This is a genomic window from Kitasatospora sp. NPDC004240 (assembly GCF_053603215.1).
In genome coordinates, this window is the sequence record NZ_JBSGFD010000010.1 from 22,211 (window position 1) to 46,175 (window position 23,965).

23 protein-coding genes are annotated in these 23,965 nt (G+C 74.5%); 12 read left to right on the forward strand and 11 right to left on the reverse strand.

Annotated elements, in window-relative coordinates; all coding sequences use genetic code 11:
* Nucleotides 1-337: 337 nt before the first annotated feature.
* Entirely contained in the window at nt 338-1,840 is a 1,503-nt protein-coding gene (locus ACWEQL_RS04780; RefSeq protein ID WP_452148717.1) for a TolB family protein, read from the forward strand.
* A gap of 66 nt (nt 1,841-1,906) precedes the next feature.
* On the opposite strand, the gene ACWEQL_RS04785 is transcribed toward ACWEQL_RS04780, so the two are convergent.
* From ACWEQL_RS04785 to ACWEQL_RS04805, 5 genes are all read right to left on the reverse strand, one after another.
* Complete coding sequence (locus ACWEQL_RS04785) at nt 1,907-3,157, reverse strand: NAD(P)/FAD-dependent oxidoreductase (protein ID WP_452148718.1); 1,251 nt, start codon at nt 3,155-3,157, stop codon at nt 1,907-1,909.
* 274 nt (nt 3,158-3,431) lie between these two features.
* The gene (locus ACWEQL_RS04790) at nt 3,432-3,863 is read right to left on the reverse strand and encodes a nuclear transport factor 2 family protein (RefSeq protein WP_452148719.1); all 432 of its coding nucleotides are present in this window, start codon (nt 3,861-3,863) and stop codon (nt 3,432-3,434) included.
* 6 nt (nt 3,864-3,869) lie between these two features.
* The gene (locus tag ACWEQL_RS04795; RefSeq protein WP_452148720.1) at nt 3,870-4,673 is read right to left on the reverse strand and encodes an MBL fold metallo-hydrolase; all 804 of its coding nucleotides are present in this window, start codon (nt 4,671-4,673) and stop codon (nt 3,870-3,872) included.
* A 133-nt stretch (nt 4,674-4,806) separates the two neighbouring features.
* Nucleotides 4,807-5,448: a DsbA family protein gene (locus ACWEQL_RS04800; RefSeq protein ID WP_452148721.1), complete on the reverse strand. Its 642-nt coding sequence runs from the start codon at nt 5,446-5,448 to the stop codon at nt 4,807-4,809.
* Nucleotides 5,449-5,863: 415 nt separating this feature from the next.
* Nucleotides 5,864-6,340 (reverse strand): MarR family winged helix-turn-helix transcriptional regulator, encoded by a 477-nt coding sequence (locus ACWEQL_RS04805; protein ID WP_452148778.1) that lies wholly within the window; start codon nt 6,338-6,340, stop codon nt 5,864-5,866.
* Between the two features lie 398 nt (nt 6,341-6,738).
* On the opposite strand from ACWEQL_RS04805, the gene ACWEQL_RS04810 reads away from it, so the two are divergent.
* Complete coding sequence (locus ACWEQL_RS04810; protein WP_452148722.1) at nt 6,739-7,656, forward strand: PhzF family phenazine biosynthesis protein; 918 nt, start codon at nt 6,739-6,741, stop codon at nt 7,654-7,656.
* Nucleotides 7,657-7,842: 186 nt separating this feature from the next.
* A complete protein-coding gene (locus ACWEQL_RS04815; protein WP_452148723.1) occupies nt 7,843-9,075 on the forward strand; it encodes a phosphotransferase family protein in 1,233 nt (410 codons plus the stop codon).
* A 113-nt stretch (nt 9,076-9,188) separates the two neighbouring features.
* Here the strand turns inward: ACWEQL_RS04815 and ACWEQL_RS04820 are convergent, their stop codons facing one another.
* Both ACWEQL_RS04820 and ACWEQL_RS04825 read right to left on the reverse strand, forming a co-directional pair.
* Nucleotides 9,189-9,614 (reverse strand): ferredoxin, encoded by a 426-nt coding sequence (locus ACWEQL_RS04820; RefSeq protein WP_452148724.1) that lies wholly within the window; start codon nt 9,612-9,614, stop codon nt 9,189-9,191.
* Nucleotides 9,611-10,795, reverse strand: coding sequence for a cytochrome P450 (locus ACWEQL_RS04825; RefSeq protein WP_452148725.1), 1,185 nt, complete (start codon nt 10,793-10,795; stop codon nt 9,611-9,613). The genes ACWEQL_RS04820 and ACWEQL_RS04825 overlap by 4 nt, the downstream gene beginning before the upstream one ends.
* Nucleotides 10,796-11,344: 549 nt before the next feature.
* Between ACWEQL_RS04825 and ACWEQL_RS04830 the strand changes: the two genes are divergently transcribed.
* The 5 genes from ACWEQL_RS04830 to ACWEQL_RS04850 all read left to right on the forward strand — a co-directional run bounded on the left by ACWEQL_RS04830 (nt 11,345) and on the right by ACWEQL_RS04850 (nt 14,183).
* Nucleotides 11,345-12,430: an S-(hydroxymethyl)mycothiol dehydrogenase gene (locus ACWEQL_RS04830; RefSeq protein ID WP_452148726.1), complete on the forward strand. Its 1,086-nt coding sequence runs from the start codon at nt 11,345-11,347 to the stop codon at nt 12,428-12,430.
* Nucleotides 12,427-13,083, forward strand: coding sequence for an MBL fold metallo-hydrolase (locus tag ACWEQL_RS04835; protein WP_452148727.1), 657 nt, complete (start codon nt 12,427-12,429; stop codon nt 13,081-13,083). Before ACWEQL_RS04830 ends, ACWEQL_RS04835 begins: the two co-directional genes overlap by 4 nt.
* A gap of 126 nt (nt 13,084-13,209) precedes the next feature.
* On the forward strand, nt 13,210-13,611 hold the full coding sequence (locus ACWEQL_RS04840) for a pyridoxamine 5'-phosphate oxidase family protein (RefSeq protein WP_452148728.1): 402 nt from the start codon (nt 13,210-13,212) through the stop codon (nt 13,609-13,611).
* A gap of 91 nt (nt 13,612-13,702) precedes the next feature.
* Entirely contained in the window at nt 13,703-13,882 is a 180-nt protein-coding gene (locus ACWEQL_RS04845; RefSeq protein ID WP_452148729.1) for a hypothetical protein, read from the forward strand.
* Nucleotides 13,875-14,183: a hypothetical protein gene (locus tag ACWEQL_RS04850; protein ID WP_452148730.1), complete on the forward strand. Its 309-nt coding sequence runs from the start codon at nt 13,875-13,877 to the stop codon at nt 14,181-14,183. The genes ACWEQL_RS04845 and ACWEQL_RS04850 overlap by 8 nt, the downstream gene beginning before the upstream one ends.
* On the opposite strand, the gene ACWEQL_RS04855 is transcribed toward ACWEQL_RS04850, so the two are convergent.
* Together ACWEQL_RS04855 and ACWEQL_RS04860 are read right to left on the reverse strand one after the other, a co-directional pair.
* On the reverse strand, nt 14,117-15,778 hold the full coding sequence (locus ACWEQL_RS04855) for a M4 family metallopeptidase (RefSeq protein ID WP_452148731.1): 1,662 nt from the start codon (nt 15,776-15,778) through the stop codon (nt 14,117-14,119). The genes ACWEQL_RS04850 and ACWEQL_RS04855 overlap by 67 nt on opposite strands.
* A 298-nt stretch (nt 15,779-16,076) precedes the next feature.
* Nucleotides 16,077-17,420, reverse strand: a complete 1,344-nt coding sequence (locus ACWEQL_RS04860) for a DUF5685 family protein (protein WP_452148732.1) — start codon at nt 17,418-17,420, stop codon at nt 16,077-16,079.
* Nucleotides 17,421-17,651: 231 nt separating this feature from the next.
* On the opposite strand from ACWEQL_RS04860, the gene ACWEQL_RS04865 reads away from it, so the two are divergent.
* The 3 genes from ACWEQL_RS04865 to ACWEQL_RS04875 are packed head-to-tail and all read left to right on the forward strand — an operon-like array spanning nt 17,652 to nt 19,937.
* The gene (locus tag ACWEQL_RS04865; RefSeq protein WP_452148733.1) at nt 17,652-18,215 is read left to right on the forward strand and encodes a helix-turn-helix domain-containing protein; all 564 of its coding nucleotides are present in this window, start codon (nt 17,652-17,654) and stop codon (nt 18,213-18,215) included.
* A gap of 32 nt (nt 18,216-18,247) precedes the next feature.
* The gene (locus ACWEQL_RS04870; protein ID WP_452148734.1) at nt 18,248-18,379 is read left to right on the forward strand and encodes a hypothetical protein; all 132 of its coding nucleotides are present in this window, start codon (nt 18,248-18,250) and stop codon (nt 18,377-18,379) included.
* Nucleotides 18,372-19,937 carry an MFS transporter gene (locus tag ACWEQL_RS04875; RefSeq protein ID WP_452148735.1) on the forward strand — a complete coding sequence of 522 codons (1,566 nt, stop codon included), beginning with the start codon at nt 18,372-18,374 and terminating at the stop codon, nt 19,935-19,937. The genes ACWEQL_RS04870 and ACWEQL_RS04875 overlap by 8 nt, the downstream gene beginning before the upstream one ends.
* Before the next feature lie 170 nt (nt 19,938-20,107).
* Here the strand turns inward: ACWEQL_RS04875 and ACWEQL_RS04880 are convergent, their stop codons facing one another.
* Together ACWEQL_RS04880 and ACWEQL_RS04885 are read right to left on the reverse strand one after the other, a co-directional pair.
* On the reverse strand, nt 20,108-21,475 hold the full coding sequence (locus ACWEQL_RS04880) for a DUF2252 domain-containing protein (protein ID WP_452148736.1): 1,368 nt from the start codon (nt 21,473-21,475) through the stop codon (nt 20,108-20,110).
* 292 nt (nt 21,476-21,767) lie between these two features.
* Nucleotides 21,768-22,550, reverse strand: coding sequence for an SGNH/GDSL hydrolase family protein (locus ACWEQL_RS04885; RefSeq protein WP_452148737.1), 783 nt, complete (start codon nt 22,548-22,550; stop codon nt 21,768-21,770).
* 374 nt (nt 22,551-22,924) lie between these two features.
* Here ACWEQL_RS04885 and ACWEQL_RS04890 point away from each other — a divergent pair, with 374 nt between their 5' ends.
* Complete coding sequence (locus ACWEQL_RS04890) at nt 22,925-23,869, forward strand: AurF N-oxygenase family protein (RefSeq protein WP_452148738.1); 945 nt, start codon at nt 22,925-22,927, stop codon at nt 23,867-23,869.
* Nucleotides 23,870-23,965: the final 96 nt, after the last annotated feature.

Sequence of the window (23,965 nt, forward strand, 5' to 3'; positions counted from 1 at the left end):
CGGGCTCCGGGGAGTGCGGGGGAGCGGGCGAGGGTGGCGACGGGTGGGGCGGGCGGGTGGGGTGCCCGGGCGAGTGGTGTTCGACGGGTTTTCGAGGGCGGCTGGTTGACGGGTCGTCGGGGTCGGGGCGGGGCCTCGGGGGCGGGCCGGCGTCGGGTCGTCGGGGTCGGGGGCGGAGCCTCGGGGGCGGGCCGGCGTCGGGTCGTCGGGGTTTGGTGACTTGTCGTCAATCCGCCGGATCGGCGTTGACCTGACCAGGGCGCTGAGGGTTGGCTCTGTTTCGGCCGAGGCGTCCGGGACGCACGGCCGTTCGTCCATTTCTGCCAGGGGAGGGCACATGAGTACAGGGGCACGCCGGAACGGGTGGGGGCCCGCGGTCCGCGCCGTCTGTGTGGGGGCGGTCGTGCTGCTGGGGGTGACGGCGGTACCGGCACAGGCCGCGCCGCAGGTACCGCCGGCGGCGGCCGCGAAGGGTGCGGCGGCGAAGGGCGGGACCGAACGGGTCAGCCTCGCACCCGGTGGCGGGCAGGCCAACGGCGGCTCGTACGCCAGCGCGCTCAGCGCCGAAGGCCGGTACGCGGTCTTCATCTCGGACGCGAGCGACCTGGTGCCGGGGGACACCAACGCGAGTGCGGACGTGTTCGTCCGCGACCTGTGGACCGGCCGTACCGAGCGGGTCAACGTGAGCACCGAAGGTGCCCAGGCCGTCGGCTACTCCTACGATGCCGTGATCAGCGGCAACGGCCGGTTCGTGGCGTTCACCTCGAGCGCCGGCAACCTGGTCGCGGGGGACGCCAACGGCTCCGAGGACGTCTTCGTCCACGACCGCCGGACCGGCCGCACCGAGCGGGTCTCCGCCGGTCCCGCCCAGGGCGGGGCGCAGGAGGCCCGGGACTCCTTCATGGCGTCGATCAGCTGGGACGGCCGCTACGTCGCCTTCGGCTCCAGCCGGTCGGACCTGGTGCCCGGGGACACCAACGGGGTCGCCGACGTCTTCGTCTCCGACCGCTGGACGGGCGGCCTCCGCCGGGTCAGCGTCGGCGAGGCCGGCGTCCAGGCCGACCGGGCGTCCACCCGGCCGGTGATCAGCGCCGACGGCCACACGGTCGGCTTCATCTCCAAGGCCACCAACCTGGTGCCGGCCACCGGGCCGGAGACCGGGGGCGGCGCGGAGGGGGTTGCCGCGGCCAAGGCCGACACGGCCGACGCCTCGGATGCCTCGGACGCCTTCGCGGGTACGGCGGACGCCCGGCACGCGGGTGGTGCCGAGCTGACCCGGCCCCGCTTCTACCCGTTCTTCCTGCACGACCTGCGCAGCGGCCGGACCACCGGCGGATCGCTCGCGACGGACGGCAGGCCGGTCGGTGTCACCAGCGCCTCGCTCAGCCCCGAGGGCCGGTTCGTGGTCTTCACCGTGTTCGCCGACGGCACGGTGCCGGGTGACACCAACCGGCTGCTGGACGTCTTCGTCCGCGACCTGTGGCTCGGCACGACCAAGCTGGTCAGCGGTGGTGCCGACGGCGCCCAGGCCAACGGTTCCTCCTACGACGGCGTGATCTCGGCGGGTGGCCGCTGGGTCCACTTCACCTCCGACGCGAGCAACCTGGTCGCCGGTGACACCAACCAGCTCGACGACGTCTACCGGCACGACCTGTGGACCGGCCGCACCGAGCGGCTCAGCGTCGCCCCGGACGGCACGCAGAACCCGAGCGGCGCGACCGGTCCGGTGATCGACGCGCTGGGCACCACGGTGCTGTTCCAGGCCGAGGACGGCACGCTGGTGCCCGGCGACACCAACGGGGTGACCGACGTGTTCGTGCGCAGGCTGCCGCTGTTCTGACCTCCTTCCTCCGGGAGCGGTCCCGCCCCCGGGCCGGCCGTGGTGCCGGCCGGCCCGGGCCCTCGACTACAGCCCGCCGAGCGGGACGGCCGGGTCGGCCAGCGCCGCCGGGTCCACCGTCCGTCCTGAGCGCACCAGTTCGCGGATCGCGTCGGTCACCTCCCAGACGTTCACGTTCATCCCGGCCACGACGCGGCCGGACGAGAGCCAGAAGGCGATGAACTCCCGGTCGGCCACGTCGCCCCGGAACACCACCCGGTCGTACCCCCCGGGCTCGACGTAGCCGGTGTACTCCATGCCGAGCTCGTACTGGTCGGTGAAGAAGTACGGCACCCGCTCGTACACCACGTCCTCACCGAGCATCGCGCGGGCGGCGGTCTGCGGCTGGTTCAGCGCGTTCGCCCAGTGCTCGACCCGGATGTGGCGCCGCAGCAGCGGGTGGAACGCGTTGGCGACGTCACCGGCCGCGAAGATGTCGGGATCCGAGGTCCGCAGCCGCTCGTCGGTGCGGACACCGTTGTCGATCACCAGCCCGGCGGCCTCGGCGAGCGCGGTGTTGGGCGTGATGCCGATGCCGACGATGACGACGTCGGCGGGCACCGTCGTACCGTCCGCCAACCGGACCCCGGTGACGCCGCCCTCGCCGGTGATCTCCTCGACCGAGACCCCGAAGCGCAGGTCCACCCCGTGGGCACGGTGCAGATCGGCGAAGACCTGCGCCACCTCACGGCCGAGGACCCGTAGCAGCGGCAGCTCGGCCGCCTCCAGGACGGTCACCTCGCAGCCGCCCTCGCGGGCGGCGGCCGCCGTCTCCAGTCCGATCCAGCCGGCCCCGATCACCACGACCCGGGCGCCGGACGCGATGTCCTGCCGGATCCGGTCGCTGTCCCCGACCCGGCGCAGGTAGCGGACCCCGTCGAGGTCCTCTCCCGGAACCGGGAGCCGGCGCGGCGACGAACCGGTGGTCAGCAGCAGCTTCTCGTACGCGATCTCCCCGTCGTCGGCGAGCGTGACGGTGTGCCGGGCCGGGTCGATCGCGGCGACCGCCGTGCCCGTGCGCAGCGTCACGTCGTGCTCGGCGTACCACTGCGGCGGGTGGACGTAGATCCGCTCCCGGGCCGTCTTCCCGATGAGGTACCCCTTGGAGAGCGGCGGCCGCTCGTACGGACGCTCGTGCTCCTCGCCGATCAGTACCAGCGGGCCGGCGTAGCCCGCCCCGCGCAGCGCCTCCGCCGCCTTGGCGCCGGCCAGGGACGCCCCGACGATCACGTACGGGCGGTCGTGCTCCGTGCCACCGGTCGCATTACCCGTGCTCATGGCCAACTCCTCGCTGTACGGACGGCTTGCGGACGGAAACCGTGCCCAGCCTGGTGGCGGGCGGTGGCGCTGTCGAGGCCGCGTGGGGCGTGCCGCGACAGGCTCGCCCGAACGGGTGAGCGCGGGGTGGGACCGGCGTTCAGCTCTCCACGGGTCGGCCCTCCGTGCTCCGGCCGGGCGTGTACCGGCCAGGCGTGTACCGCCCGGGTGCGTACCGGCCGCGCGCGTACCGGCCCTCGGCGCTCCGGCTCCCGCCCGTTCGGCCCGGCACGGCTCAGTCCTCCATCGCCGCGTGGACCAGCGCGGTGTCGACGAACTGCTCGAACCGCACGATCCGCCCGCCGCGCACGGTGAAGTGGTGGGCGACCCGGACGTTCAGCGGGCGGCCGGTGGCCCGGTTGATCGCGGTGTAGCGGGCGAGCACCACCACGTTCTCGCCGTCCACGACGTAGCGGTCGTCGTGGGCGGTCCAGCCGTCCCACTCGGCGGCCAGCCGCTCCATCACCCGTGAGGTCACCTCCTTGGGCGTGCGGTAGGTGCCGGCCAGCGGGAAGCCCGCCATCTCCGTCCACTCCACGTCATCGGCGAGGGTGGACCGCAACGCCGCCATGTCCCCGCGGGCCGAGGCCAGGTACTGGCGGCGCACCACGTCGGCGGGCGCGGAGGACTCGGCGAAGGACGCCGTCGACTTCGGGATCTCGATCATCGTGGCTCAACTCCAGGTCATCTCGCCCTTGGCGACCTTCGTGCCGAGGTCGACGGCCAGCTTCATGCCGAGCTCCGGGAACCGGTGCTCCAGGGCCTCCCGGGCCTGCTCCGCGGTGTCGGCCCGGCCGATCTCGGTCTCGAAGGCGCGCAGGTAGTCGCGGGTGTGGTCGAGGGCGGTCGTGTCGGTGGGCGCGCCCCCGGTGCGGTGGCCCGCCACCACGAACTGCGGCTCCAGCGCCGCCATCCCATCCAGCAGGTCGATCCAGGCGGCCCGCTGCTCGGGCGTCGGCGTGTCGGCCGTCCACACGTGCAGCCCCTCGAAGAGCAGCACCCCGCCGAGGACGGTGTGGTGGTGGTGCTGCCAGAGGTAGTGCCGGTCGGGGAGGTGGAAGTCGGCGCCGCGCAGCTCGAAGCGGTGACCCTCGAAGACGACCTGGTCGCCGTGCAGCACCTCGGGCAGCACCAGCCGGGTCGGCAGCTCCCCGCCGAGGTGCGCCCAGGCCTGCAACTTGCCCTCGTACGACTCGCGGATGTGGTCCACGGTGGCCGCGGTGGCCAGGAACCTGGCCTCGGGGAAGGCGTCCTGGACCTCCTCGGCGCCGAAGTAGAAGTCCGGGTCACCATGACTGACGAACACCGTGGTCAGCCGCTTGCCGGAGGCGCGCACGAGCTCGGCCAGCCGGCGCCCGTCGGAGCGGGTGAACCCCGCGTCGACCAGCATGGCGTCGTTCGGACCGGTCACCAGGACGGAGGTCTTGTTGAGCGAGCTGTCGGGGCTGTCGATGACCTGGAAGTCGAGGGAACTCATGGGAGTCCTTCCTTGCGGCGCCGGCGGGTGGTACGAGGGGTGGCCCGTTGTCCGTCCCGCCGGTGGCGTGCGGTTCGCTCGGACGTGCGGTTCGGGGCCCGGGGGCCGGACGGGCGTCGGGATCGGGGACGGGTCAGTGGTCGCCCCCGGCGGCGACCAGGCGGGCCTCCAGTTGGGCGACGGTCGCGTGACCGGTGGCGAGGACGGAGCACCGACCGGACCCGTCGTCGAGGAGCAGGGTCGGGAAGCTCTCCACCCCCAGCTCGCGGGAGCGGTGGAAGTCCGTCCGGGCCGCCGCCGTGGTGCCGGGCGCGGACAGGGCCGCGACCACCGCGTCCGCGTCCAGCCCGGCCTGCTCGGCCACCTTCCGGTAGGTGGCCGGGTCCGACAGGCTCAGGCCGTCCAGGTAGAACGCCTCCTGGAGCCGGGCCAGCAGTCCGGCGGCCGACCGCGCCGGGTCGGCCGGCGACCCGGCCGCCGCCAGCAGGGCGGCCGTCCCCCGGGCGGCGGCCTCGGAGTCCATGACGAAGGAGCCGTCGGCCGTCAGGCGCAGGTACCCCTCGCCGAACTCCGCGCCGGTCAGCTCGGTGATCGCGGCGTTGGCCCCCCGGACGTGCCCGAAGGCCCGGATCGGGACCCGCCGGTCGCCGGTGAACAGCCCCCCGGACACCACCTCCAAGGGGAGCTCGGGATGGCGGGTGGTGAAGTCGGCGAGCGTGCGGGCGAAGCCGTACGACCAGCCGCAGTAGGCGTCGTACACGTAGATCAGTCGCATGGCGCGGTGCCTCCGGTGAGCGGGACGGTGCTGCCCGCACGGCGCGGGCGATTCGACTGATTCAACAGTAACTGACTCGTCAGACATTCCCGCTGCCGCACACTTCTTCCGCCCAGCCTGGTGGGCGGGGGCGGCGGGGGCATCCCGCGCTGCGCCGGGCGGGGGAGCACGGGTGGTGGTGGGAGGGGTGGAGGGACAGGAGGGGCGGGAGGGGTGGCGCCGTGGTCAGGGCCGGGGGTGGCGGGGGCGTCCCGCGCTGTGCCCGTGGGGGATCGGGGGTGGTGGGCGCGGAGGGGTGGCGCCGTGCTCGGGAGGCGGCCGTGGTCCCGGCGGGTGCGACCGGTGGTGCGCGGACACGTCCGGGGAGTGGTGGATCCGCGGTGCGGCCGCCGACGGGGGCCGGTGGCGGTGATGCTCAGCGCAGGCGGGGGAGGGAGTCCGCGGCGGTGATGCTGAGCCGGCGCAGGTCGGCGATGAACCCGTCGCGGTCGGCGTGCGGGACGTGGTCGAGGAAGTAGTGCTGGACGTTCTCGGCGTGCACCCGCGCGGCCCGGACGCAGGTCCGCTCCCCGAGCTCGGTCAGCGCGACGAGCTGGACCCGGCGGTCCTCGGGGTGCTGGGTGCGGCGGACCAGGCCGGCCGCCTCCATGCGGTCGACCAGGCGGGTCACCCCGCCCGTCGTCAGTACGCGCTCGCGGCCGATCTCGCGCATCGGCAGGCCCGGCTCCCCGGCCCGGCCGAGGACCAGGAGCACCTCGAACACGGAGTGGCTGATGCCGCACTCCGCCTCGATGGCACGCCCCAGGATGTGCTCCAGCCGGCTCGCGGCCCCCAGCAGGTGGCCGAAGGCCAGGATCCGACGGTCACCGGCGGCCTCGGCGGCCGTGGAGATGGCGGGGGTGCCCGATGTCGTTCGGGGTGCGGTCCCGTCGTGCGCCGGGGTGTCGCGCGAGGTCCCGTCGTGCGTCGCCGGGTCGCCGGGCGCCGGATCGCCGGCCGTCGCGTCGTTCGCCACCGTGGCACCGCCCGTCTCTCGTCCTCGCCACCCGGGGCCGATCCCCGTCCGGCATCGTCCACGGCGTACGCCCGTCACGTCCCGCGCCGGAGCCGGTGTGGCGTCCGCGTGCCGTCGGCGCCGGGGCCGCGCACCGCCGCCGGGCGTCGCCGATCGACCTGGAGGTGATCATCCCACAGCCCCGTCCCGCACGGTCCGGTCACTCGTTCGAGTGGATGCTGGGAGGAGCGGGGAGAGACGGGAACAGCGGCCCGGGGAGCCACGTTCATCCCGGCATGACCAATGACGCCGTGCTTCACGACACCGCCGACCAGGGCGTCGACCGGGCCACCGACCCGACGTCGCGGCCGCTGCGCTACGCGGCCTTCTCCGGTGACCCCGCCGGGGGCAACCCGGCCGGCGTGGTGCTGGACGCCACCGGGCTGTTCGCAGGGCGGATGCTGGAGATCGCCGCCGGGATCGGGTACTCGGAGACGGCCTTCCTCATACCCGACCCGGCGGGCGACCCGTCCGGACGCGCCTACACCGTGCGGTACTTCAGCCCGCTGGCGGAGGTGCCGTTCTGCGGTCACGCCACGGTGGCCTCGGCCGTGGCGCTCGCCGAGCGGTACGGTGCCGGGCCGTTCGTGTTCGCCACGCGGGCGGGCGTGGTGCCGATCGAGGTGGACGAGGACGCGGGCGAGCTGCGCGCCACCCTGACCAGCGTCGAGCCGTACGTGGAGGAGGTGGGCGGGGCGGACGTCGCGGAGGCGCTGGCGCTGCTCGGCTGGTCCGCCGAGGAGCTCGACCCGGACCTCCCGCCCCGGATCGCGTACGCCGGTGCCCGCCACCTGGTGCTGGCCGCCGGGAGCCGCGCCCGGCTGGCCGAGCTGGCGTACGACTTCGACGGACTCGCCGCCTTCATGACGGCACGTGACCTGCTGACCGTCCAGCTGGTCTGGCGGGAGGACGCGGACACCTTCCACGTCCGCGACCCGTTCCCGGTGGGCGGCGTGCTGGAGGACCCGGCGACCGGCGCGGCGGCGGCCGCCCTCGGTGCCTACCTGCGGGAGCGGGGTGCGGTGACCGTGCCCGCCGTACTGACGCTGCACCAGGGAGCGGACATGGGCCGGCCGGGCCTGCTGACGGTCGGGTTGCGGGAGGGCGACGCCCGGGTGCGGGTGTCGGGAAGGGCGGTGGCCATCGAGGAGTGACCGGTCGGTCGGTCGGCTGAGGGCACGCGGGAAGCGGGAAGGAGGAGGGAAGCAGGAAACAAGCCCACGGGGCACGGACGGTGGCGCGTCACGGAACGCCGGCGGAGGTGCTCCGGGGTGCGGTGGTAGGCGTCGGCCACGGAAAATGGTTGGCGCTGAGAGGGCCGCCTGAGCGACCCTGCCCGGATGCAACGAGCGAACGGACGGACGGTCAGCGTCCACCTCACGTATCACGGTGACTATCTGGGCCCGATGGGCCCGTTCGAGGTGGACGAGGGCTGGTGGTCGGCCGTCGGTTCGGTGGTGGAGCGGGCGTCGGCGGAGGCCGGCGTGCCCGTCATGGTCGTCCGCCTGATGACGGTGGAGGGCGAGGGCGGGCAGGGCGGCCACGTCACCTACCACGCTGAGGCGCTGGAGCGGCCGACCGGACGCGGGGCGCGGCGGCCCGGCGACGAGGTGGCCGCGCTGCTCGGCCCGGCGGAGCGTCGGGCGGCCTGGGCGACAGCCGAGGGTCTGCGCGACGCCCTGGACTGGGCCGAGCGGGCACTGGCGGCCGTCGGCCGGCCGGTCGAGGGGCCGGTACGACAGGTCCGCACCTGGAACCTCTCCGGTCTGTTCCGGCTGGGTACCGGGCAGGGCGACGTCTGGCTGAAGGCGACCAACCCGGTCTTCAACGCGGACGAGGCCGGAGCCATCGCCCTGCTCGGCGAGGCCGACGCCGGCCTGGTGCCCGCCGTCCTGGCGGCCGACCCGCGGGGCGGGCGGGTGCTGCTCGACCACGTTCCCGGCGAGGACCTCTGGGGTCCGTCCGCCGAGGAGGTGGCCGCCGTGGTGCCGAGGCTGGTCGCCGCGCAGGCGGCCCTGGCCGCCGACGGGCGGGCCGCCGGGGCGGGGCTGCGCGACCGGAGGCCGAGGGTCCTGCTCGGGCAGGCGCGTGCGCTGCTGGAGAGCGAGGCGGTCGCCGAGCTGACGCCCGCCGAACTCGCCGACGCCCGCGCCCTGGTGGACCGGCTGCCGGAGCTGGTCGACGCGCTGGAGGCGTGCGGTCTGCCGGAGACCCTCGTCCACGGCGACCTGCACCCGGGCAACTGGCGTTCCGACGGTCACGGCACGGTGATCGTTGACTACGCCGATTCCCACCTCGGGCACCCGGTGCTGGACGGGCTGCGTCCGCGCAACTACGTCTCCGAGGAGGGCTGGGAGCACCTCAGCGGTCTCTGGGTCGAGGCGTGGTCGGCACACGTTCCCGGTTCGGACCCGGCCCGCGCCCTGGCGCTGGCCCAGCCGCTGTACCACCTCGCGTTCGCGGTGCGGTACCAGGAGTTCCTGGACAACATCGAGACCAGCGAGCGGCCCTACCACGAGGGCGACCCGGCCGGGGAGATCCGGGCCGCGATCGCCTGCGCCGCGGTGGTCTGAGCCCCGGCGACCGGAGTCACGGCTGCCCGGGCCGTGGCGGTCAGGGCCGGCGCTCCCCGGCCCGGGGGAGGGCCGGAGGGCGGGGCCCCGGTGGCGGGCGGTGTGGCGCGGGGTCAGTTTCCGGCCGGGCGGAGGGTGAGCGCCTCGACCGGGCAGAGGTCCACGGCCTCGGCCAGATCGGGCGTCAGCTCCTGGTGCGCCCCGCGCCGCCCGTCATCACCCGATCCATCGTCACTCGGGCCGCCGTCACCCGGCCCGTCGCCCCCGGGCGAGGCGTCGGCCCCCGGGTGAAGCGGGCGGGCCAGCCCGTCCGGCCCGAGGGTCAGGGAGCCGGGAGCGGTGATCGCGCACATGCCGGAGCCCATGCAGCGGTCGCGGTCCACCCGGAGCAGCACGCGGTCGCCGATCCGGTGCCCGGCCGCCGGAGAGGCCTCCCCGCCCACTCCGGCCACCGCGCCGACCTCGCTCACCGCACTCGCTCCGCCCACCGGGCCCGCCCCGCCCGACGCGGCCCCGGCGGCCCCGCCGTCGGCGGTCACCAGGCCACCTGGAGGGTGTTGGGGCTGCGGGTGAGCAGGCCACGGCGCCAGTCGATGTCCTCGACCGGGGTGGTCAGCTGCAGGGCGGGCAGCCGGCGGGCGAGGCGGTGCAGGGCGAGTTCGAGTTCCATCCGGGCCAGCCAGGCGCCCAGGCAGTGGTGCGGTCCGGCGCCGAAGGTGAGGCTGGTGGCGGGCAGGGGTGCGAAGAGATCGGTGATCAGGTCGCCGGGGAAGACCGCGGGATCGTGGTTGCCGGCGCCGGTGTCGGCGGCGACCACGCTCCCCGCCGGGATGAGCACCCCGCCGATCTCCACGTCGGCCACGGCCCGGCGCAGCAGTCCGGGGAGGGCGTCGGCGTCGCCGAGCGGCACGGCGCGCAGCAGCTGCTCGGTGGCGGCGGCGGCGCTCTGCTCGTCGGAGGCCAGCTGCTGCCAGGCCTCGCGGCCGTCGCCGAGCAGGTAGACGACGGCGTTGCCGAGGGTGGTCATGGTGGTCTCGTGGCCGGCGACGACCAGGCCGACGACCATGGAGACCAGCTGGGGTTCGGTGATGTCGTCGCTGTCGGCGGCGGCCTGGAGGAGGCCGCTCACCAGGTCGTCGCCGGGGTCGGCGCGCCGTTCGGCGATCAGCTCGACGGCGAACCGGGCGAACTCCTGCATGGCGCCGCGGACCGCCTCGGCGGAGTGGGCGGTGGTGGAGAGCGCGTGGTCGCTCCAGTGGGCGAGGCGCTTGGAGTCCAGGTTGTCCAGGCCCATCAGCCGGCTGATCACGGCGACCGGCAGCGGCCGGGTGTAGGCGGCGACGATGTCGGCGGGGGAGCCCTGGTCGATGAGCTCGTCCAGCAGCCCCTCGACCACCGAGGCGACCCAGGGGCGCCAGCGGGCGATCGCGCGCGGGGTGAAGGCGCGTTGCACCGTTCGGCGCAGGCGCTGGTGCTCGACGCCGTCGAGGTTCAGCAGGCTCTGCGGGTCGTCCAGGATGTTGGGCACGAGCGAGACCGGCGGCGCGTCCGGGGCGTAGAGTGCGGTGCGGCCCAGCCGGGGATCGGTCAGCACCTGTCGTACGTCGGTGTGCCGGGTGACCAGCCACACCGGGGTGCCGGTGGGGAGCGCGGCCAGGCGGGGCGGAGCGGACGGCAGGTGGCGCAGGCAGTGCAGCGGGATCAGGGGCTCGACGGACATCCGTACTCCAGACTCCTGGCGATGGGCTGCGGGGGCGGCCCGGGCGGGGGGTGATCCGGGGAAGCTCGTGATGCGGGGGGCTGCGCACGGCCCCTCATGAGGGCGGGCGGGCAGGGCTCGGTACGACCGTATGTGTGCGACTGCCGTGCAGTCAGCGGCACTTCCAGCCATCGGAAGGCGGTTTACGGCACGATGCCGGGCACCCGGTGCCGCCCGTGGACCGGGGTGCCACGGCCGTTGGGGGCGGCCCGTCGGAGGTGGCCCGTCGGTGGTGGCCCGGCGGCGCGCGGTGACCATGATCACTTACGTGGTTCCCCGGGCGGTCGCCACCGTGGGCGCTACGCTTCGTGGGCAAGCAGTATCCGCAGGTGGCGCGGCCACGGCGGCCGTACGCGGCCACGGTCGGACGGACGGGGCGACGGGCATCCGCAGGGCGGCCCGCGCCCACCCCGTTCCCGTCCGTGCGGGGTCCGTACCCGCTCGCGCGTGCCACGGACGCGGCAGGACCAGCCGGCGCAGTGCGGCGCCGGCCGACGGAGGTGGAATCGGATGGCCCAGCAGGTCAAGGCAGTCATCGCGCGTGCCAAGGGCGCGCCCGTGGAGGTGGCGACGATCGTCGTGCCGGACCCGGGACCGGGCGAGGCGGTGGTGCGGATCCAGGCCTGCGGCGTCTGCCACACCGACCTGCACTACCGCGAGGGCGGCATCAACGACGAGTTCCCCTTCCTGCTCGGCCACGAGGCCGCCGGCATCGTGGAGTCGGTGGGCGAGGGCGTCGACGAGGTGGCACCGGGTGACTTCGTGATCCTCAACTGGCGTGCGGTGTGCGGGCAGTGCCGTTCCTGCCGGCGCGGGCGGCCGCAGTACTGCTTCAACACCCACAACGCGAAGCAGCGGATGACCCTGCTGGACGGCACCGAGCTGTCGCCGGCCCTGGGCATCGGCGCGTTCGCGGAGAAGACCCTGGTCGCGGCCGGGCAGTGCACCAAGGTCGACGCGACCGCGGAGCCGGCCGTGGCGGGGCTGCTCGGCTGCGGGGTGATGGCGGGCCTCGGTGCCGCGATCAACACCGGCGGCGTGGGCCGAGGCGACTCGGTCGCGGTGATCGGCTGCGGCGGGGTCGGTGGCGCGGCGGTGCTGGGTTCGCGGCTGGCCGGTGCGGCGCGGATCATCGCCGTGGACATCGACGACCGCAAGCTGGAGACCGCCCGCACCCTGGGCGCGACGCACACGGTCAACTCCCGCACCACCGACCCGGTCGAGGCGATCCGGGAGCTGACCGGCGGCAACGGCGCGGACGTGGTGGTCGAGGCGGTCGGCCGTCCGGAGACCTACCAGCAGGCGTTCTACGCCCGTGACCTGGCCGGCACGGTGGTGCTGGTCGGCGTGCCGACGCCGGAGATGACGCTGGAGCTGCCGCTGCTGGACGTCTTCGGGCGCGGCGGTGCGCTGAAGTCCTCGTGGTACGGCGACTGCCTGCCGTCGCGGGACTTCCCGATGCTGATCGACCTGTACCTCCAGGGCCGGCTGGACCTGCGCGCGTTCGTCTCCGAGACCATCGAACTCGGCGGCGTGGAGCAGGCGTTCGAGCGCATGCACCAGGGCGACGTGCTCCGTTCGGTGGTGGTCCTGTGAGCACCCCCGCTCCCGTTCCCGCCCCCGACGCCCGGATCGACCGGCTGGTCACCGCCGGCACCTTCGAACTCGACGGCGGCAGCTGGGAGGTGGAGAACAACGTCTGGATCGTCGGGGACGACGCCGAGGCCGTGGTGATCGACGCCGCGCACGACGCCGACGCGATCGAGGCCGCCCTGGGCGGTCGCCGGCTGCTGGCGATCGTCTGCACGCACGCCCACAACGACCACGTGGACGCGGCCCCCGCGCTCGCCGCGCGCACGGGCGCGCCGATCCTGCTGCACCCCGACGACCTGCCGCTGTGGAAGCTCACCCACCCCGGGCGGCTGCCGGACGGCGAGCTCGCCGACGGGCAGCGGATCGAGGTGGCGGGCGTGACCCTGACCGTGCTGCACACCCCGGGCCACGCCCCCGGCGCGGTCTGCCTCCACGCGCCCGAGCTGGGCACGGTGTTCACCGGTGACACGCTGTTCCAGGGCGGTCCGGGCGCCACCGGGCGGTCGTTCTCGCACTTCCCGACGATCATCGACTCGATCCGCGACCGGCTGCTCGCGCTGCCGCCGGAGACGGTGGTGCGCACCGGCCACGGCGACCCGACCACGATCGGCGCCGAGGCTCCCGCGCTGCCGGAGTGGATCGCCCGCGGCCACTGAGGGGCGGGGCCCGGCCACCGCGGCCGGGCCGCCCCGAGGGGGTGCGCGATGAGGTGCGTGCGATGAGGTGCGTGCACGCCCGGCCCGGTGGCGGCGGGCCGGGCGTGCCGTCGTACGATCGTGGACATGGCCCATGACCCTCGTGAACTCGACGAAGCATTCCTCGCCTTCTGGCGCGAGCGGCACATCTCCACCCTGACCACGCACCGGCCGGACGGTTCGCCGCACGTGGTGCCGGTCGGGGTCACCTTCGATCCGGAGAAGGGGATCGCCCGGGTGATCACCAGCCGGACCAGCCGCAAGGCGCGCAACGTCCAGGAGGCCGGTCCGGAGGGCATGCGGGTGGCGGTCTGCCAGGTGGACCGGGCGCGCTGGTCGACCATGGAGGGCGTGGCCGTGGTCCGCGACGAGCCGGAGGCCGTGGCCGAGGCGGTGCGGCGCTACGCGGAGCGCTACCGCGAGCCGCGGGTGAACCCGGACCGGGTGGTCATCGAGATCACCGTCTCCCAGGTGCTGGGAAGGGCCTGATCCGGAGGGGCACCTGGCGGTCCATCGGGGCGTCGGTTCGGCGGCGCCCGGCGTTTATCGGGCGTTGATCGTCGCCGCTTAGCGTCGGGGCATGAACGGTAGACCGATCGAATCGGCGTACGCGCCGCACCCGCACCCCGGCCACGAGGGCCGGATGACCGAGCAGGACACCCGCGCCTTCCGGACGCTGCTGGCCCGGCTGGAGGAATCGCTCGCGGCGGACCGCCGTGCCGCCGCCCGCACACCGGTGACCGCGCGCTCCGATGGCTGAGCCGCCCCGGGGCGCGGCCGCCGCCCCGGCCGGCTTCCCCGCCGGCGCCCGGGCCGTCACCTCCGCGGCCGCCCGGTCCGGCGTCCCGGTGGTCGTCCCCACCGGCGGTCGGTCCGGCGTCCCGGTGGTCGTCCCGCTCTGGCGGCGTGGCGCGGGTGGGGTACCGGCGGAGCCCGGGGTGCGGATGGCGCACCCCGGGTCCCTGACCAGCCATCAGCCGGTTCAGTTGATGGGTCAGTTCACCGCGACGGCCGACCAGGCGGCGGCCACCGCCGCGTACTCGGCGCTGCCGGCCCCGTAGAGGTCGGTGGCGGCCTTGAGGGTGGCGGTGCGGGCGCCGGCGTAGTTGGTGCTGGACGTCATGTAGACGGTCAGCGCGCGGTACCAGACCTTGCCGAGCTTGTCCCGCCCGATACCGGTGACCGTGGAGCCGTTGCAGGTCGGGCTGTCGTACTGGACGCCGTCGATCACCCTGGCGCCGCTGCCCTCGGCGAGCAGGTAGGCGAAGTGGTTGGCGACGCCCGAGGAGTAGTGCACGTCGAGGTTGCCGACGCCGGAGCTCCAGCAGTCCGCCGACTTGGTGTCCCTGGACGGCTTGTCCATGAACCGCAGCGCCGCCTTGCCGAAGCCCGGCTTCACGATCTCCTCGCCGATCAGGTAGTCCCCGGGGTCGCCGGCGTTGGCGGCGTAGAACTCCACCAGCGTCCCGAAGATGTCGGAGGTCGCCTCGTTGAGGCCGCCGGACTCGCCGGAGTAGACCAGCTTGGCGCTGCGCGAGGTGACGCCGTGGGACATCTCGTGCCCGGCGACGTCCAGCGACACCAGCGGGCCGAAGGTGGTGCCGTCCCCGTCGCCGTACGTCATGCAGAAGCAGCTGTCCTGCCAGAAGGCGTTGTTGTAGTTGCTGCCGTAGTGCACCCGGTTGTACGAGCCCTTGCCGTCGCCGGCGATGCCGCTGCGGCCGTGCACGTTCTTGTAGTAGTCCCAGGTGGTGTTGGTGCCGTACTGGGCGTCGACGGCGGCGGTGGCCCGGTCGGCGGTGGTGCCGGAGCCCCAGTGGTTGTCGGCGTCGGCGAACAGGACGGCGGGTGCCCGGCTGAAGCAGATGCTGCCGAAGCACAGGTCGGTCTTGTTCTGGGCGTCTCCGGTGTAGGTGTTGCCCCGGTTCGGGTCCTTCAGCTGGTAGGTGCCGCCCGAGACGGTGGTCTCCAGCGGGACGGTGCCGCCGTAGAGCGAGGAGCCGTCGCCGGTGGCGGTCTCCAGGGCGTCCCAGGCGGTGAGGACGGCGCCGGTGGTCGCGTCGGACAGCACGGTCCGGGCGACCGGGTTGCCCAGGTAGTCCTGGCCGGTGGCGGTGGTGCGCCAGGCCAGTCGGGCCGGTCCGTGCAGCGCGTCGACCACCAGCTCGGCCTCCGCGGTGGTCTGCCGCGCGGAGCCCCCGAGCGCCTGGACGGCCTGCGAACGGGCGGCGGACGCCGGGACGGCGGGAGCGGTGCCGGGGACGGAGAGGTCGGCGGTGCTCGCCCGGTCGGCGCCCCGGTAGGAGCCGTCGGGGCCGAGGTGGACGATCAGGTCGCCGCCCAGGACGGGCAGCCCGGCGAAGGTCCGGTCGTAGCGGACGTGCCGGGCGCCGTCGGCGTCCAGGACCACGTCGCGGACGGTACGGCCCTGGCCGGGTGTGACGCCGAGCCGGGCGGAGTGGGCGGCGAGGGCGGCGTCCGCCCTGGTCACGGCCTCGGCGCGGGCGGCCTGGGCGGCCTGGGTGGCCGCCGGAGCGGCGACGGTGGTGGGTTCGGGTGCGGCGACGGCCGTTCCCGGGAGGGCGGCGGCGGTGAAGGTGCCGGTCGCTACGGCGAGGGCGACGGCGGCCGCGGTGGTGCGCAGACGGAACGACATGGTGCTCCTCGGTGCTCGGCGAAGGCCGCGGCGACGGACGCACGACTGGATGTGCTCCGACGAGGGGGCGGCGGCTGGACGCGGCGAACTACCGGCAGCGGCGAGGGAGTTGCGGGCGCGCGGCGCAGGCGCGCGAGTGGGGGTGCGGCGATGGCGCTGTGCTGAGGGCTGCCGGGAGCAGTGTTTTACATGCTCAGGACAGGCCGTGTCCAGAGTGCGGACGTCCGGACGTGGGACGCGCCGCCCGGTCAGGGACCGGGCGGCGCGCGGGAGTTGTCGTCAGTGGTGCCGGCACTGCTCAGCAGCCGCAGTCGCAGCCGCAGTCACAGTCCCCGCAGCAGTCGCACCCGTCGCAGCAGCCGTCGCAGTTACCGCAGTTGCAGTTGCCGCAGTCACAGTCGCAGTTGCGCTGGCACCAGCCCTCCTTGCGCTCCCGGCTGAACGGGTCGTCGTGCTCGCAGCAGAGCAGCTGGCAGGTGCAGGCCATCAGGGCCCAGGCCGCGCAGCCGGCGAGCAGGTTGCGCGGGGACGGCGGCTTGCTGCCGGGCGGCGTGAAACCGGGACCCTGCGGCACCCACGGCGGGACGGGAGCCCCCGGCCCGGCCGGCGGCGCACCGGGATCCTGGCGCGGCGGCGCCTCGTACGGGTTGGAGCCGGTGGCCCCGCCGTCGACGGGCGTCGCGCCGGCACCGAACACCCCGAGCGCCGGATCGGCGCCGTTCGCGCCGAGGGCCTCGTGGGCCCCGGCCGCCGCGCTTCCGGCGCGACAGCTCGCCGGGTGGTCGGCCGGGCCGAAGACCCGGTCCACGGCGCGGTCGGTCTCGTGCGCGAGCAGGAGGTGCACCAGCGCGCGGTCGGTCAGTTCGACCTCGCGCAGGGTGAGCCGGATCCCGTGGACGGCGTCCCGGCACAGGCGCTCGGCCTCGGCGCGGTCGGTGCCGGTGGCGGTCAGCGGGTTCCAGGCGCCGCTCGCCGCGTCGGCCGCCTGGTCCTCGGCGGCGTCCAGCAGGTGGGCGAGCCGGCCGAACAGCCGGCCGGCCTCGGCCAGCGCCTCGGCGTTGCCCGGCCGTCCGGCCAGCACCGCGGTGTGCGCGAAGGCGGCGGCGGTGGCCGTCTCGGTCGGCTCGGTCACCAGCAGGACCGAGTCCCCCGGCGCCAGGGTCCGCTCCAACTCGCCCTGACGGGAAGCGGCTTCGAGCAGTACGGCGGTGTCGAAGCCGACCGCGGAGGCGCTGCCGGTGCTCTTCCGGTCCCACCGCCGGGTCACCCGGCGGGCGCCGGCGGCCACCGGGCGGCGGGCGAACACCCCGTCCCCGTCCTCGACGTGGTCGCGGATCTTCACGGAGGCGAGCGCCAGCGAGACGGCGGCGGCCAGCCGGGCCCCCTCGCCCTTGGCGACCGAGGCGGTCCGCATCCCGCGCAGCGGACAGGGGCCGGCGGTGCGCCGCCAGGAGCCGTCCTCCTTCGGGCTCTGGGCCTCGACCAGGACGGAGATGATCAGGCCGTCGTAGTTGGTGGCGGTCCGGGCGAGCTGTCCGTGATCGTCGCGCAGCGCGAGACAGAGCCCGCACAGATGCGCCAGCCATGACGTCTGCAGACGCTCCGAGAGCCGGTGCTTACAGGGTCTGATGATGCCGAACATGGTCCCCCTCGCTGCGCTGCGGGCCGCACAGGCCCGCTGATCAGCGGACATCATACGATCAGCCGCCTGCTGCCGTACCGGCCCTGACCAGGCTGTGAAGAACCCCGGACACTCGTGCGGCACGACAGGTCGCCACGGCCGGGGCGAGGGCCGGAGCCCTTGCGTCGTCGCGAGGGAACGCGAGGGAAAACACCTTCGGGCCTTTCCCATATCCGGGATAGCATCGCGAATATGGGAACAGATATGGCCGTCGACGACCGTCTGGCCGGGCGGCTCGCCGAACTGCGGCTCGAACGGGGCTGGACGCTGGAGGAACTGGCACGGCGGGCCGACGTCAGCCGCTCCACGCTCTCCCGGGTGGAGCGGGCCGAGGTCAGCCCCACCGCCGCCCTGCTCGGCCGGCTCTGCGCGGTGTACGGGCGGACGATGTCGCGGCTGCTGTCCGAGGTGGAGTCCGCGCCCGCCCGGCTGGTGCGGGCCGGTGAGCAGCAGGTCTGGTGCGACGAGACCACCGGCTTCGTCCGGCGCTCGGTCTCGCCGCCGCACGGGGCCCTGCGCGCCGAGGTCATCGAGGGCCGGCTGCCACCGGGCGCGGACATCGCGTACGACAAGCCGTCGGTGCCCGGCCTTGAGCACCATCTCTGGCTACTGGAGGGTGAGTTGGAACTGACCATCGACGGCGAGCCGCATCTGCTGGCGGCCGGCGACTGCCTGCGCTTCGTCGCCACCACCAGCCGATTCCGCTGCCCGGGGCCGCAGGACGCCCGGTACGCGCTGGTGGTGGTGCTGCCGTGAGCGGCGACTGTTCGATATCCGGCTGTTGTCGCGTGCTCCTGGACCGCGGCTCCCTGGACCGCGACCTGCTGGACCGCGACCTGCTGGACCGCGGCTCCCTGGACCGCGACCTGCTGGACCGCGGCTCCCTGGACCGCACCCCCCGGGGAGCGCGCCGTGGCTGAGCGCTTCGACGCGGCCGGGCGGCGGGTGCTGCTGGTGTGCGTGGCGGGCGGCTTCACCACGCTGCTCGACCAGTCCGTGCTGAACACCTCCATCCCCGCCCTGCGCGAGAGCCTGCACGCCCAGCCCGCCCACCTGCAGTGGATCGTCGCCGGGTTCTCGCTGGCCTTCGGCCTGGCGCTGGTGCCCGGCGGACGGCTGGGCGACGTCAGGGGCCGCAAGTGGTTCTTCGTCGCCGGGCTCGCCCTGTTCACCGCCGTCAGCCTGGTCTCCGCGACCGCGACCGAGCCATGGGTGCTGGTCGCCTCCCGGCTGCTCCAGGGCGCCGGCGCCGGACTCGTCAACTCACAGATGATCGGCACCCTGCAGGACGTCTTCACCGGCCAACTCCGCTCCCGGGCCCTCGGGTTGTACATGGTGGTCGGCGGTCTGGCGGCGACCCTCGGCCCGCCGGTCGGCGGCGCGATGCTGGCCGCGTTCGGCCCCGAGCACGGCTGGCGGGTGACCTTCCTGCTCAATGTGCCGTTCGGCCTGGTCACCGTGCTGCTGGCGGCCCGCTGGCTGCCGCGTCCGCGCTCCAGCGCCGGCCACGCCGACCTCGACCTGGTCGGCCTGCTGCTGGTCGGCGCGCTGACCATCGCCCTGATGCTGCCGTTCGTGCAGCCGCCCGGCTGGACCGGCTGGCTGGGCTTCGCGGCCGGCGCCTGCGCGTTGCTCGCCCTGCTCGCCTGGTGGCAGCGCCGCTACGCCCGGGCCGGCGGACACCCCCTGCTGCACCCGGCGCTGGTCCGCTCCGCGCCGTACGCGCTGGGGACGGCCGTGCAGATGGCGCAGTTCGGCTCCTCGATCGCCGCCGGGCTGATCCTGGCGATGTTCCTCCAGGACGGCCTCGGAATGTCGGCGCTCGGCGCCTCGCTGGTGGCGCTGCCCTCGGCGGTGGCCTTCGGGTTCGCCTCGGCGATGGCCTGGCGGGTGGTGCAGCGCTTCGGCCGCGCGACCGTCACGCTCGGGATGGCCGTATCCGCCGCCTCACTGCTGGCCGGCGGGCTGATCGCCCGGTGGGCGCCCGTGGCCGCGCTGCCGTTGCTGCTCGCCGGGGTCCAGCTGATCGGCGGGGTGGCCACCGGGCTGATGGGGGCCACCAACCAGGCGTACGTGCTGCGCCACGCGCCGGCCGAGGCGGCCGGGGTGAGCGGGGCGATCCTGCAGATGGCGCAGCGGATCGCGGCGGCGGTCTGCGTCTCCGCGCTGTCCGGCCTCTACCTGCGCGGGACGGCCGGCGGGGGTGACCACCGGACGGCGTTCCTGTGGTCGAGCGCGGTCTGCGCGGGCGTCGCGGCGCTGGCGGTGCTGGCCTCGGTGCTGGCGACGCGCGCCGCGGAGGCGGCGGAGGCCGCCGAGTCCGCGGCGGACGGGCCGGACGAGGCGGATGACGCGGACGACGCGGACGGGCCGGACGAGGCGGATGACGCGGATGACGCGGCTGATGCGGACGGCGCCGATGAACCGGACGACGCGCCCGGGGCGGGGGGTTCGGCGCCGGTGGGCGCCGAGCGCTGACGGACCGGAGGGCACGCCACCCGGTGCACCGGGAGCGGCCGGCGGAGTCCGTCGCGGCGGTCGCGCCGTTCCCGGACCCCGCCGGCCGGGCCGGGTGAACCCGTCCCGGCCCGTGCGCCGTGCCCGGCCGGGTACGTGCGTCGGACGCCGTGCCCGGCCGAGCGCCTATGTCAGACGCCGTGCTCGGCCGGGAGCCGGCCGGAGCGGATCGCCGCCACCAGTTCGGCGTGGTCCGCCTCGGTGCGGTCCGCGTAGGCCACCGCGAAGGCGGCGATCGCCTCGTCCAGCGCCTCGTTCTTGCCGCAGTAGCCGCTGACCAGCCCCGGGTCGGCGGTGTGCGCGTGCGCCCGGGCCAGCAGCGCGCCGGTGACCCGGGCGTAGTCGTCCAGCTGTCCGGGCAGCAGCGCCGCCGGGTCCACGCTGCCCTTGCGGTTGCGGAACTGCCGCACCTGGTAGGGGAGTCCGTCGACCGTGGTCCAGCCGAGCAGCGGGTCGCTGACCACCTGCATGCGCTTCTGGCCGAGCACCACCCGGCGGCCCTCGTGCGCGTCCGCCTCGGTCACCGGGTGACCGGCGCCGGCCAGGTGGGGCAGCAGCACGGAGGCGCGGGCCTCCTTCACCTGCAGCACCAGCGGCTGCTCGCGGTGGTCGGTCAGCAGCACCACGTACGAGCGGGTTCCGACGCTGCCGGTGCCGACGACCCGGAACGCCACGTCCTGCACCCGGTAGCGGGAGAGCAGCGGGTGCAGCTCGGCCGGCACGGTCCGGACGTACGGGGCGAGGGCGTGGGCCACCGAGGCGGCCGTCAGGTCCGACACCTCGCTGAGCACGGGCGGCGTCGCGGTGAAGCGCCAACCGCCGTCCTCGGTGCGGACGGTGGACTTCGCGGCGAACTTGGCGCTGGTGTTGCCGAGCGCCTTGGCGCCGACCTTCAGCATCAGCTCGGCCAGGTCGTGCGCCTGCGCGAAGGAGACCAGCTGGTCGTCGGCCACCGCGTTCCAGGCGTCCGAGGAGGGCAGCTTGGCCAGCGCGCGCATGGTCCGCCGGTACGAGCCGGCCGAGTCGAACGCGGCCTGCCGGGCGGTCGCCTCGTCGGCGCCGATCTCGCGGCCGGCCAGGACCAGGCTGGCGGCCAGCCGCTTGAGGTCCCACTCCCACGGGCCGGGCACGGTCTCGTCGAAGTCGTTTATGTCCATGACGAGTTGGCCGCGGGCGTCGCCGTAGAGGCCGAAATTGGCGGCGTGCGCGTCACCGCACAGCTGGGCGAGGATCCCGGTGTCGGGCGTACCCGCCAGATCGGCCGCCATCAGGCCGGCCGAACCCCGGAGGAAGGCGAACGGCGTCGCGGACATCCGGCCCAGCCGGATCGGCACCAGGTCGGAGAGCCGCCCCGCGTTGGAGGACTCGATCGCCTCGACGGCGGTCGGCCGGTCCGAGGCGGGTGTGAAGTCCGCGTGGCGCTCCCGGGCCGTGCGCTCCCGCAGCGCCTTCCCGCGTTCCCGCGCCCCCGCGTCCTGGCGCGGTGCGAAACCCTCCACCGCGAACCGCCGCCCCGGTCGCCGACCGGTTCCCGCCCCGTCCACCGCATCGGTCAGCTGCGTCACTGCGCCCCGTTTCCCAGTCGTTCCCTGCCGCGCCCCTCCGGTACGGATGGCCACGAACCCGCAGGCTATCGGCCCGCAGGCTACCGGCCCCGTACGACGGCCCGTACGGGGAGGGGGACGCGTGGACGCCGACCGCGGTTGCGGCGGACGGCGGTGGGCCCCCGAGGACCGGACCCGTCCGGCCGTCGCCCGGGGAGGCGGCGGCCGGACGGGATGTCAGCCTCGGTCAGAGCGGCATCAGTTCGGGCCGCTTGGCCTCGACGTGGTCGCCGGAGGACTCGCCGCGCAGCCGGCGGCCGACCCACGGGATCAGGTAGTCGCGGGCCCACTGGAGGTTCTCGCGGCGCTGGTCGGCGCTGGTCGGCTCGGGCTGGTTCGGCCAGGGGGCGTCCGGGTCCTGCTCGGTGTGCAGGCCCAGCGAGCGGGCGGCCAGCAGGGCGACCCGCTGGTGGCCCTCGGGGGAGAGGTGCAGGCGGTCCTCGCTCCACGCCCGGCGGTCCTGGACGGCGCGCAGCGACCACAGGTCGGCCACCGCGCAGCCGTGGCGGTCGGCGACCGCCCGCATGTGGCCGTTGTAGGTGGCGATCTTGCCGCGCAGGTGACGCAGCAGCGGGACGTCCCGGGTGTCGAAGCCCGTGCAGATCAGCACGTTCCCCGCGTACTCGGTGAGCTGGACGACGGCGGCCTCGAAGCGCTCGGCGACCTCGTCGGGGTCGCTGCCCGGGCGCAGGATGTCGTTGCCGCCGGCGCAGAAGGTGACCAGGTCGGGGCGGAGCCGGCGGACCTGCGGCACCTGCTCGGCCGCGATCTGGTCGAGGAGCCGGCCGCGGACGGCCAGGTTGGCGTACCGGAACCCGCCGGGCGGACGACCCGCGGCGAGCAGGCCCGCCAGACGGTCGGCCCATCCCGCGAAGGCGCCGTCGGCGCCGGGGTCGTTCAGGCCCTCGGTGAAGCTGTCGCCGAGGGCGACGTAGGAACTGAGGTCAAGGGTCTCCTGGATGTTCGACATGGAAGTAGATATTTCACTGCCTCAAGTGACCTACGCCACCGTAGGTGGCCCCGGGGCGTACGTGAGATCGGCCACGTGACGGTCCGGGGCCGGGCGGGGACCGTTCGCGGCCGGTCCGGGGTTGGTTCCGGGGTTGGTCCGCGCTCGGTCCCGGGCTGGTCCGGGGTTGGTTCCGGGGCTGGTTTTGAGGCGTTCCGGGGGCGGCTCCGGTGTCGCCCGGGGGTCGGTCCCGATGCCGGCGGGGGTCCGGTTCGCGGCGGTGGCCCGGGGGTGTTCGCGGGAGCCGCGGTCCGTTCTATTGACGTGCTGTCTAATAATCCCTACGTTCGGGTAACGGGCCCCCACCTCGCCACCCTCCGGAAGAGGAGCCGCACATGACCACGGCCGCCGACCACCCCACCGGTACCGGCACCGCCGCCGGCACCGGAACCGCGGACCGCAGCGCCGTACCCGACCGCGAGCGCACCGCCCGCCGGCTGCTCGCCTCCTCCGCCAAGCTGTCCTTCGATCCGCTCAAGGAGATCGACTGGACCGCCGAACCGCTCCCCGGCCGCTACTACTGCGCGCCCGAACGCCTCTCGCTCTACGGCACCCCGCTCTGGGAGAGGCTCACCGAGGAGCAGCGGATCGAGCTGAGCAAGCACGAGGTGGCGAGCGTCGCCAGCGTCGGCATCTGGTTCGAGGAGATCCTGATGCAGATGCTGCTGCGGCACGCCTTCGACCGTGACCCCACCAGCGCCCACGTGCAGTACGCGCTGACCGAGATCGCGGACGAGTGCCGCCACTCGGTGATGTTCGCCAAGATGATCGCCTGGATGGGCGTGCCCGCGTACGGGCCCGGCCGCCGGGCCCACGAGCTCGGCCGGATCTTCAAGGCCACCTCCAGCCACAGCCAGACCTTCGGCGGCACCATGTACGTCGAGGAGATCCTGGACGCCTTCCAGCGCGAGATGATGGCCGACGAGTCGCTCCAGCCGATGACCCGTCAGGTCTCCCGGATCCACGTCATCGAGGAGTCGCGGCACATCAGCTACGCCCGCGAGGAACTGCTCCGCAAGCGGCTCGGCCCGGTCCGCCGGCGCGTGGAGCAACTGGCCATCGGCCTGATCATCCACCTCTCCACCGGCAGCCTGATCAACCCGCGCCTGTACGCCGCCGTCGGCATCGACCCGCGCGAGGGCCGCCGCGCCGCGCTGGCCAACCCGCACTGGCGGACCACCCGGCGGGAGATGGCCGCCAAGGTGATCGAGGTGCTCGACCGGGCCGGCCTGGTCGGCCGCACCAACCGCTGGCTGCTGCGGGCGGCGGGGGTCGTCTGAGAGTCGTGGGAGTCGGGAGCCGCACGGTGTGCCGGGTCTCCGTGGGGTGCATCGGGTTCCCGTGGTGCCGTCGGCTTCCCGTGCGGTGCGCCGGTT

Bases quoted from the DNA above. Each gene is read 5' to 3' on its own strand.
- ACWEQL_RS04795 (WP_452148720.1), bottom strand. From the start codon at position 4,673: ATGAGTTCCCTCGACTTCCAGGTCATCGACAGCCCCGACAGCTCGCTC.
- ACWEQL_RS04840 (WP_452148728.1), top strand. From the start codon at position 13,210: ATGGCCCATGACCCTCGTGAACTCGACGAAGCATTCCTCGCCTTCTGG.
- ACWEQL_RS04890 (WP_452148738.1), top strand. From the start codon at position 22,925: ATGACCACGGCCGCCGACCACCCCACCGGTACCGGCACCGCCGCCGGC.
- ACWEQL_RS04810 (WP_452148722.1), top strand. From the start codon at position 6,739: ATGACCAATGACGCCGTGCTTCACGACACCGCCGACCAGGGCGTCGAC.
- ACWEQL_RS04815 (WP_452148723.1), top strand. From the start codon at position 7,843: ATGCAACGAGCGAACGGACGGACGGTCAGCGTCCACCTCACGTATCAC.
- ACWEQL_RS04830 (WP_452148726.1), top strand. From the start codon at position 11,345: ATGGCCCAGCAGGTCAAGGCAGTCATCGCGCGTGCCAAGGGCGCGCCC.
- ACWEQL_RS04780 (WP_452148717.1), top strand. From the start codon at position 338: ATGAGTACAGGGGCACGCCGGAACGGGTGGGGGCCCGCGGTCCGCGCC.
- ACWEQL_RS04885 (WP_452148737.1), bottom strand. From the start codon at position 22,550: ATGTCGAACATCCAGGAGACCCTTGACCTCAGTTCCTACGTCGCCCTC.
- ACWEQL_RS04785 (WP_452148718.1), bottom strand. From the start codon at position 3,157: ATGAGCACGGGTAATGCGACCGGTGGCACGGAGCACGACCGCCCGTAC.
- ACWEQL_RS04865 (WP_452148733.1), top strand. From the start codon at position 17,652: ATGGGAACAGATATGGCCGTCGACGACCGTCTGGCCGGGCGGCTCGCC.
- ACWEQL_RS04855 (WP_452148731.1), bottom strand. From the start codon at position 15,778: ATGTCGTTCCGTCTGCGCACCACCGCGGCCGCCGTCGCCCTCGCCGTA.
- ACWEQL_RS04845 (WP_452148729.1), top strand. From the start codon at position 13,703: ATGAACGGTAGACCGATCGAATCGGCGTACGCGCCGCACCCGCACCCC.
- ACWEQL_RS04850 (WP_452148730.1), top strand. From the start codon at position 13,875: ATGGCTGAGCCGCCCCGGGGCGCGGCCGCCGCCCCGGCCGGCTTCCCC.
- ACWEQL_RS04860 (WP_452148732.1), bottom strand. From the start codon at position 17,420: ATGTTCGGCATCATCAGACCCTGTAAGCACCGGCTCTCGGAGCGTCTG.
- ACWEQL_RS04790 (WP_452148719.1), bottom strand. From the start codon at position 3,863: ATGATCGAGATCCCGAAGTCGACGGCGTCCTTCGCCGAGTCCTCCGCG.
- ACWEQL_RS04825 (WP_452148725.1), bottom strand. From the start codon at position 10,795: ATGTCCGTCGAGCCCCTGATCCCGCTGCACTGCCTGCGCCACCTGCCG.
- ACWEQL_RS04800 (WP_452148721.1), bottom strand. From the start codon at position 5,448: ATGCGACTGATCTACGTGTACGACGCCTACTGCGGCTGGTCGTACGGC.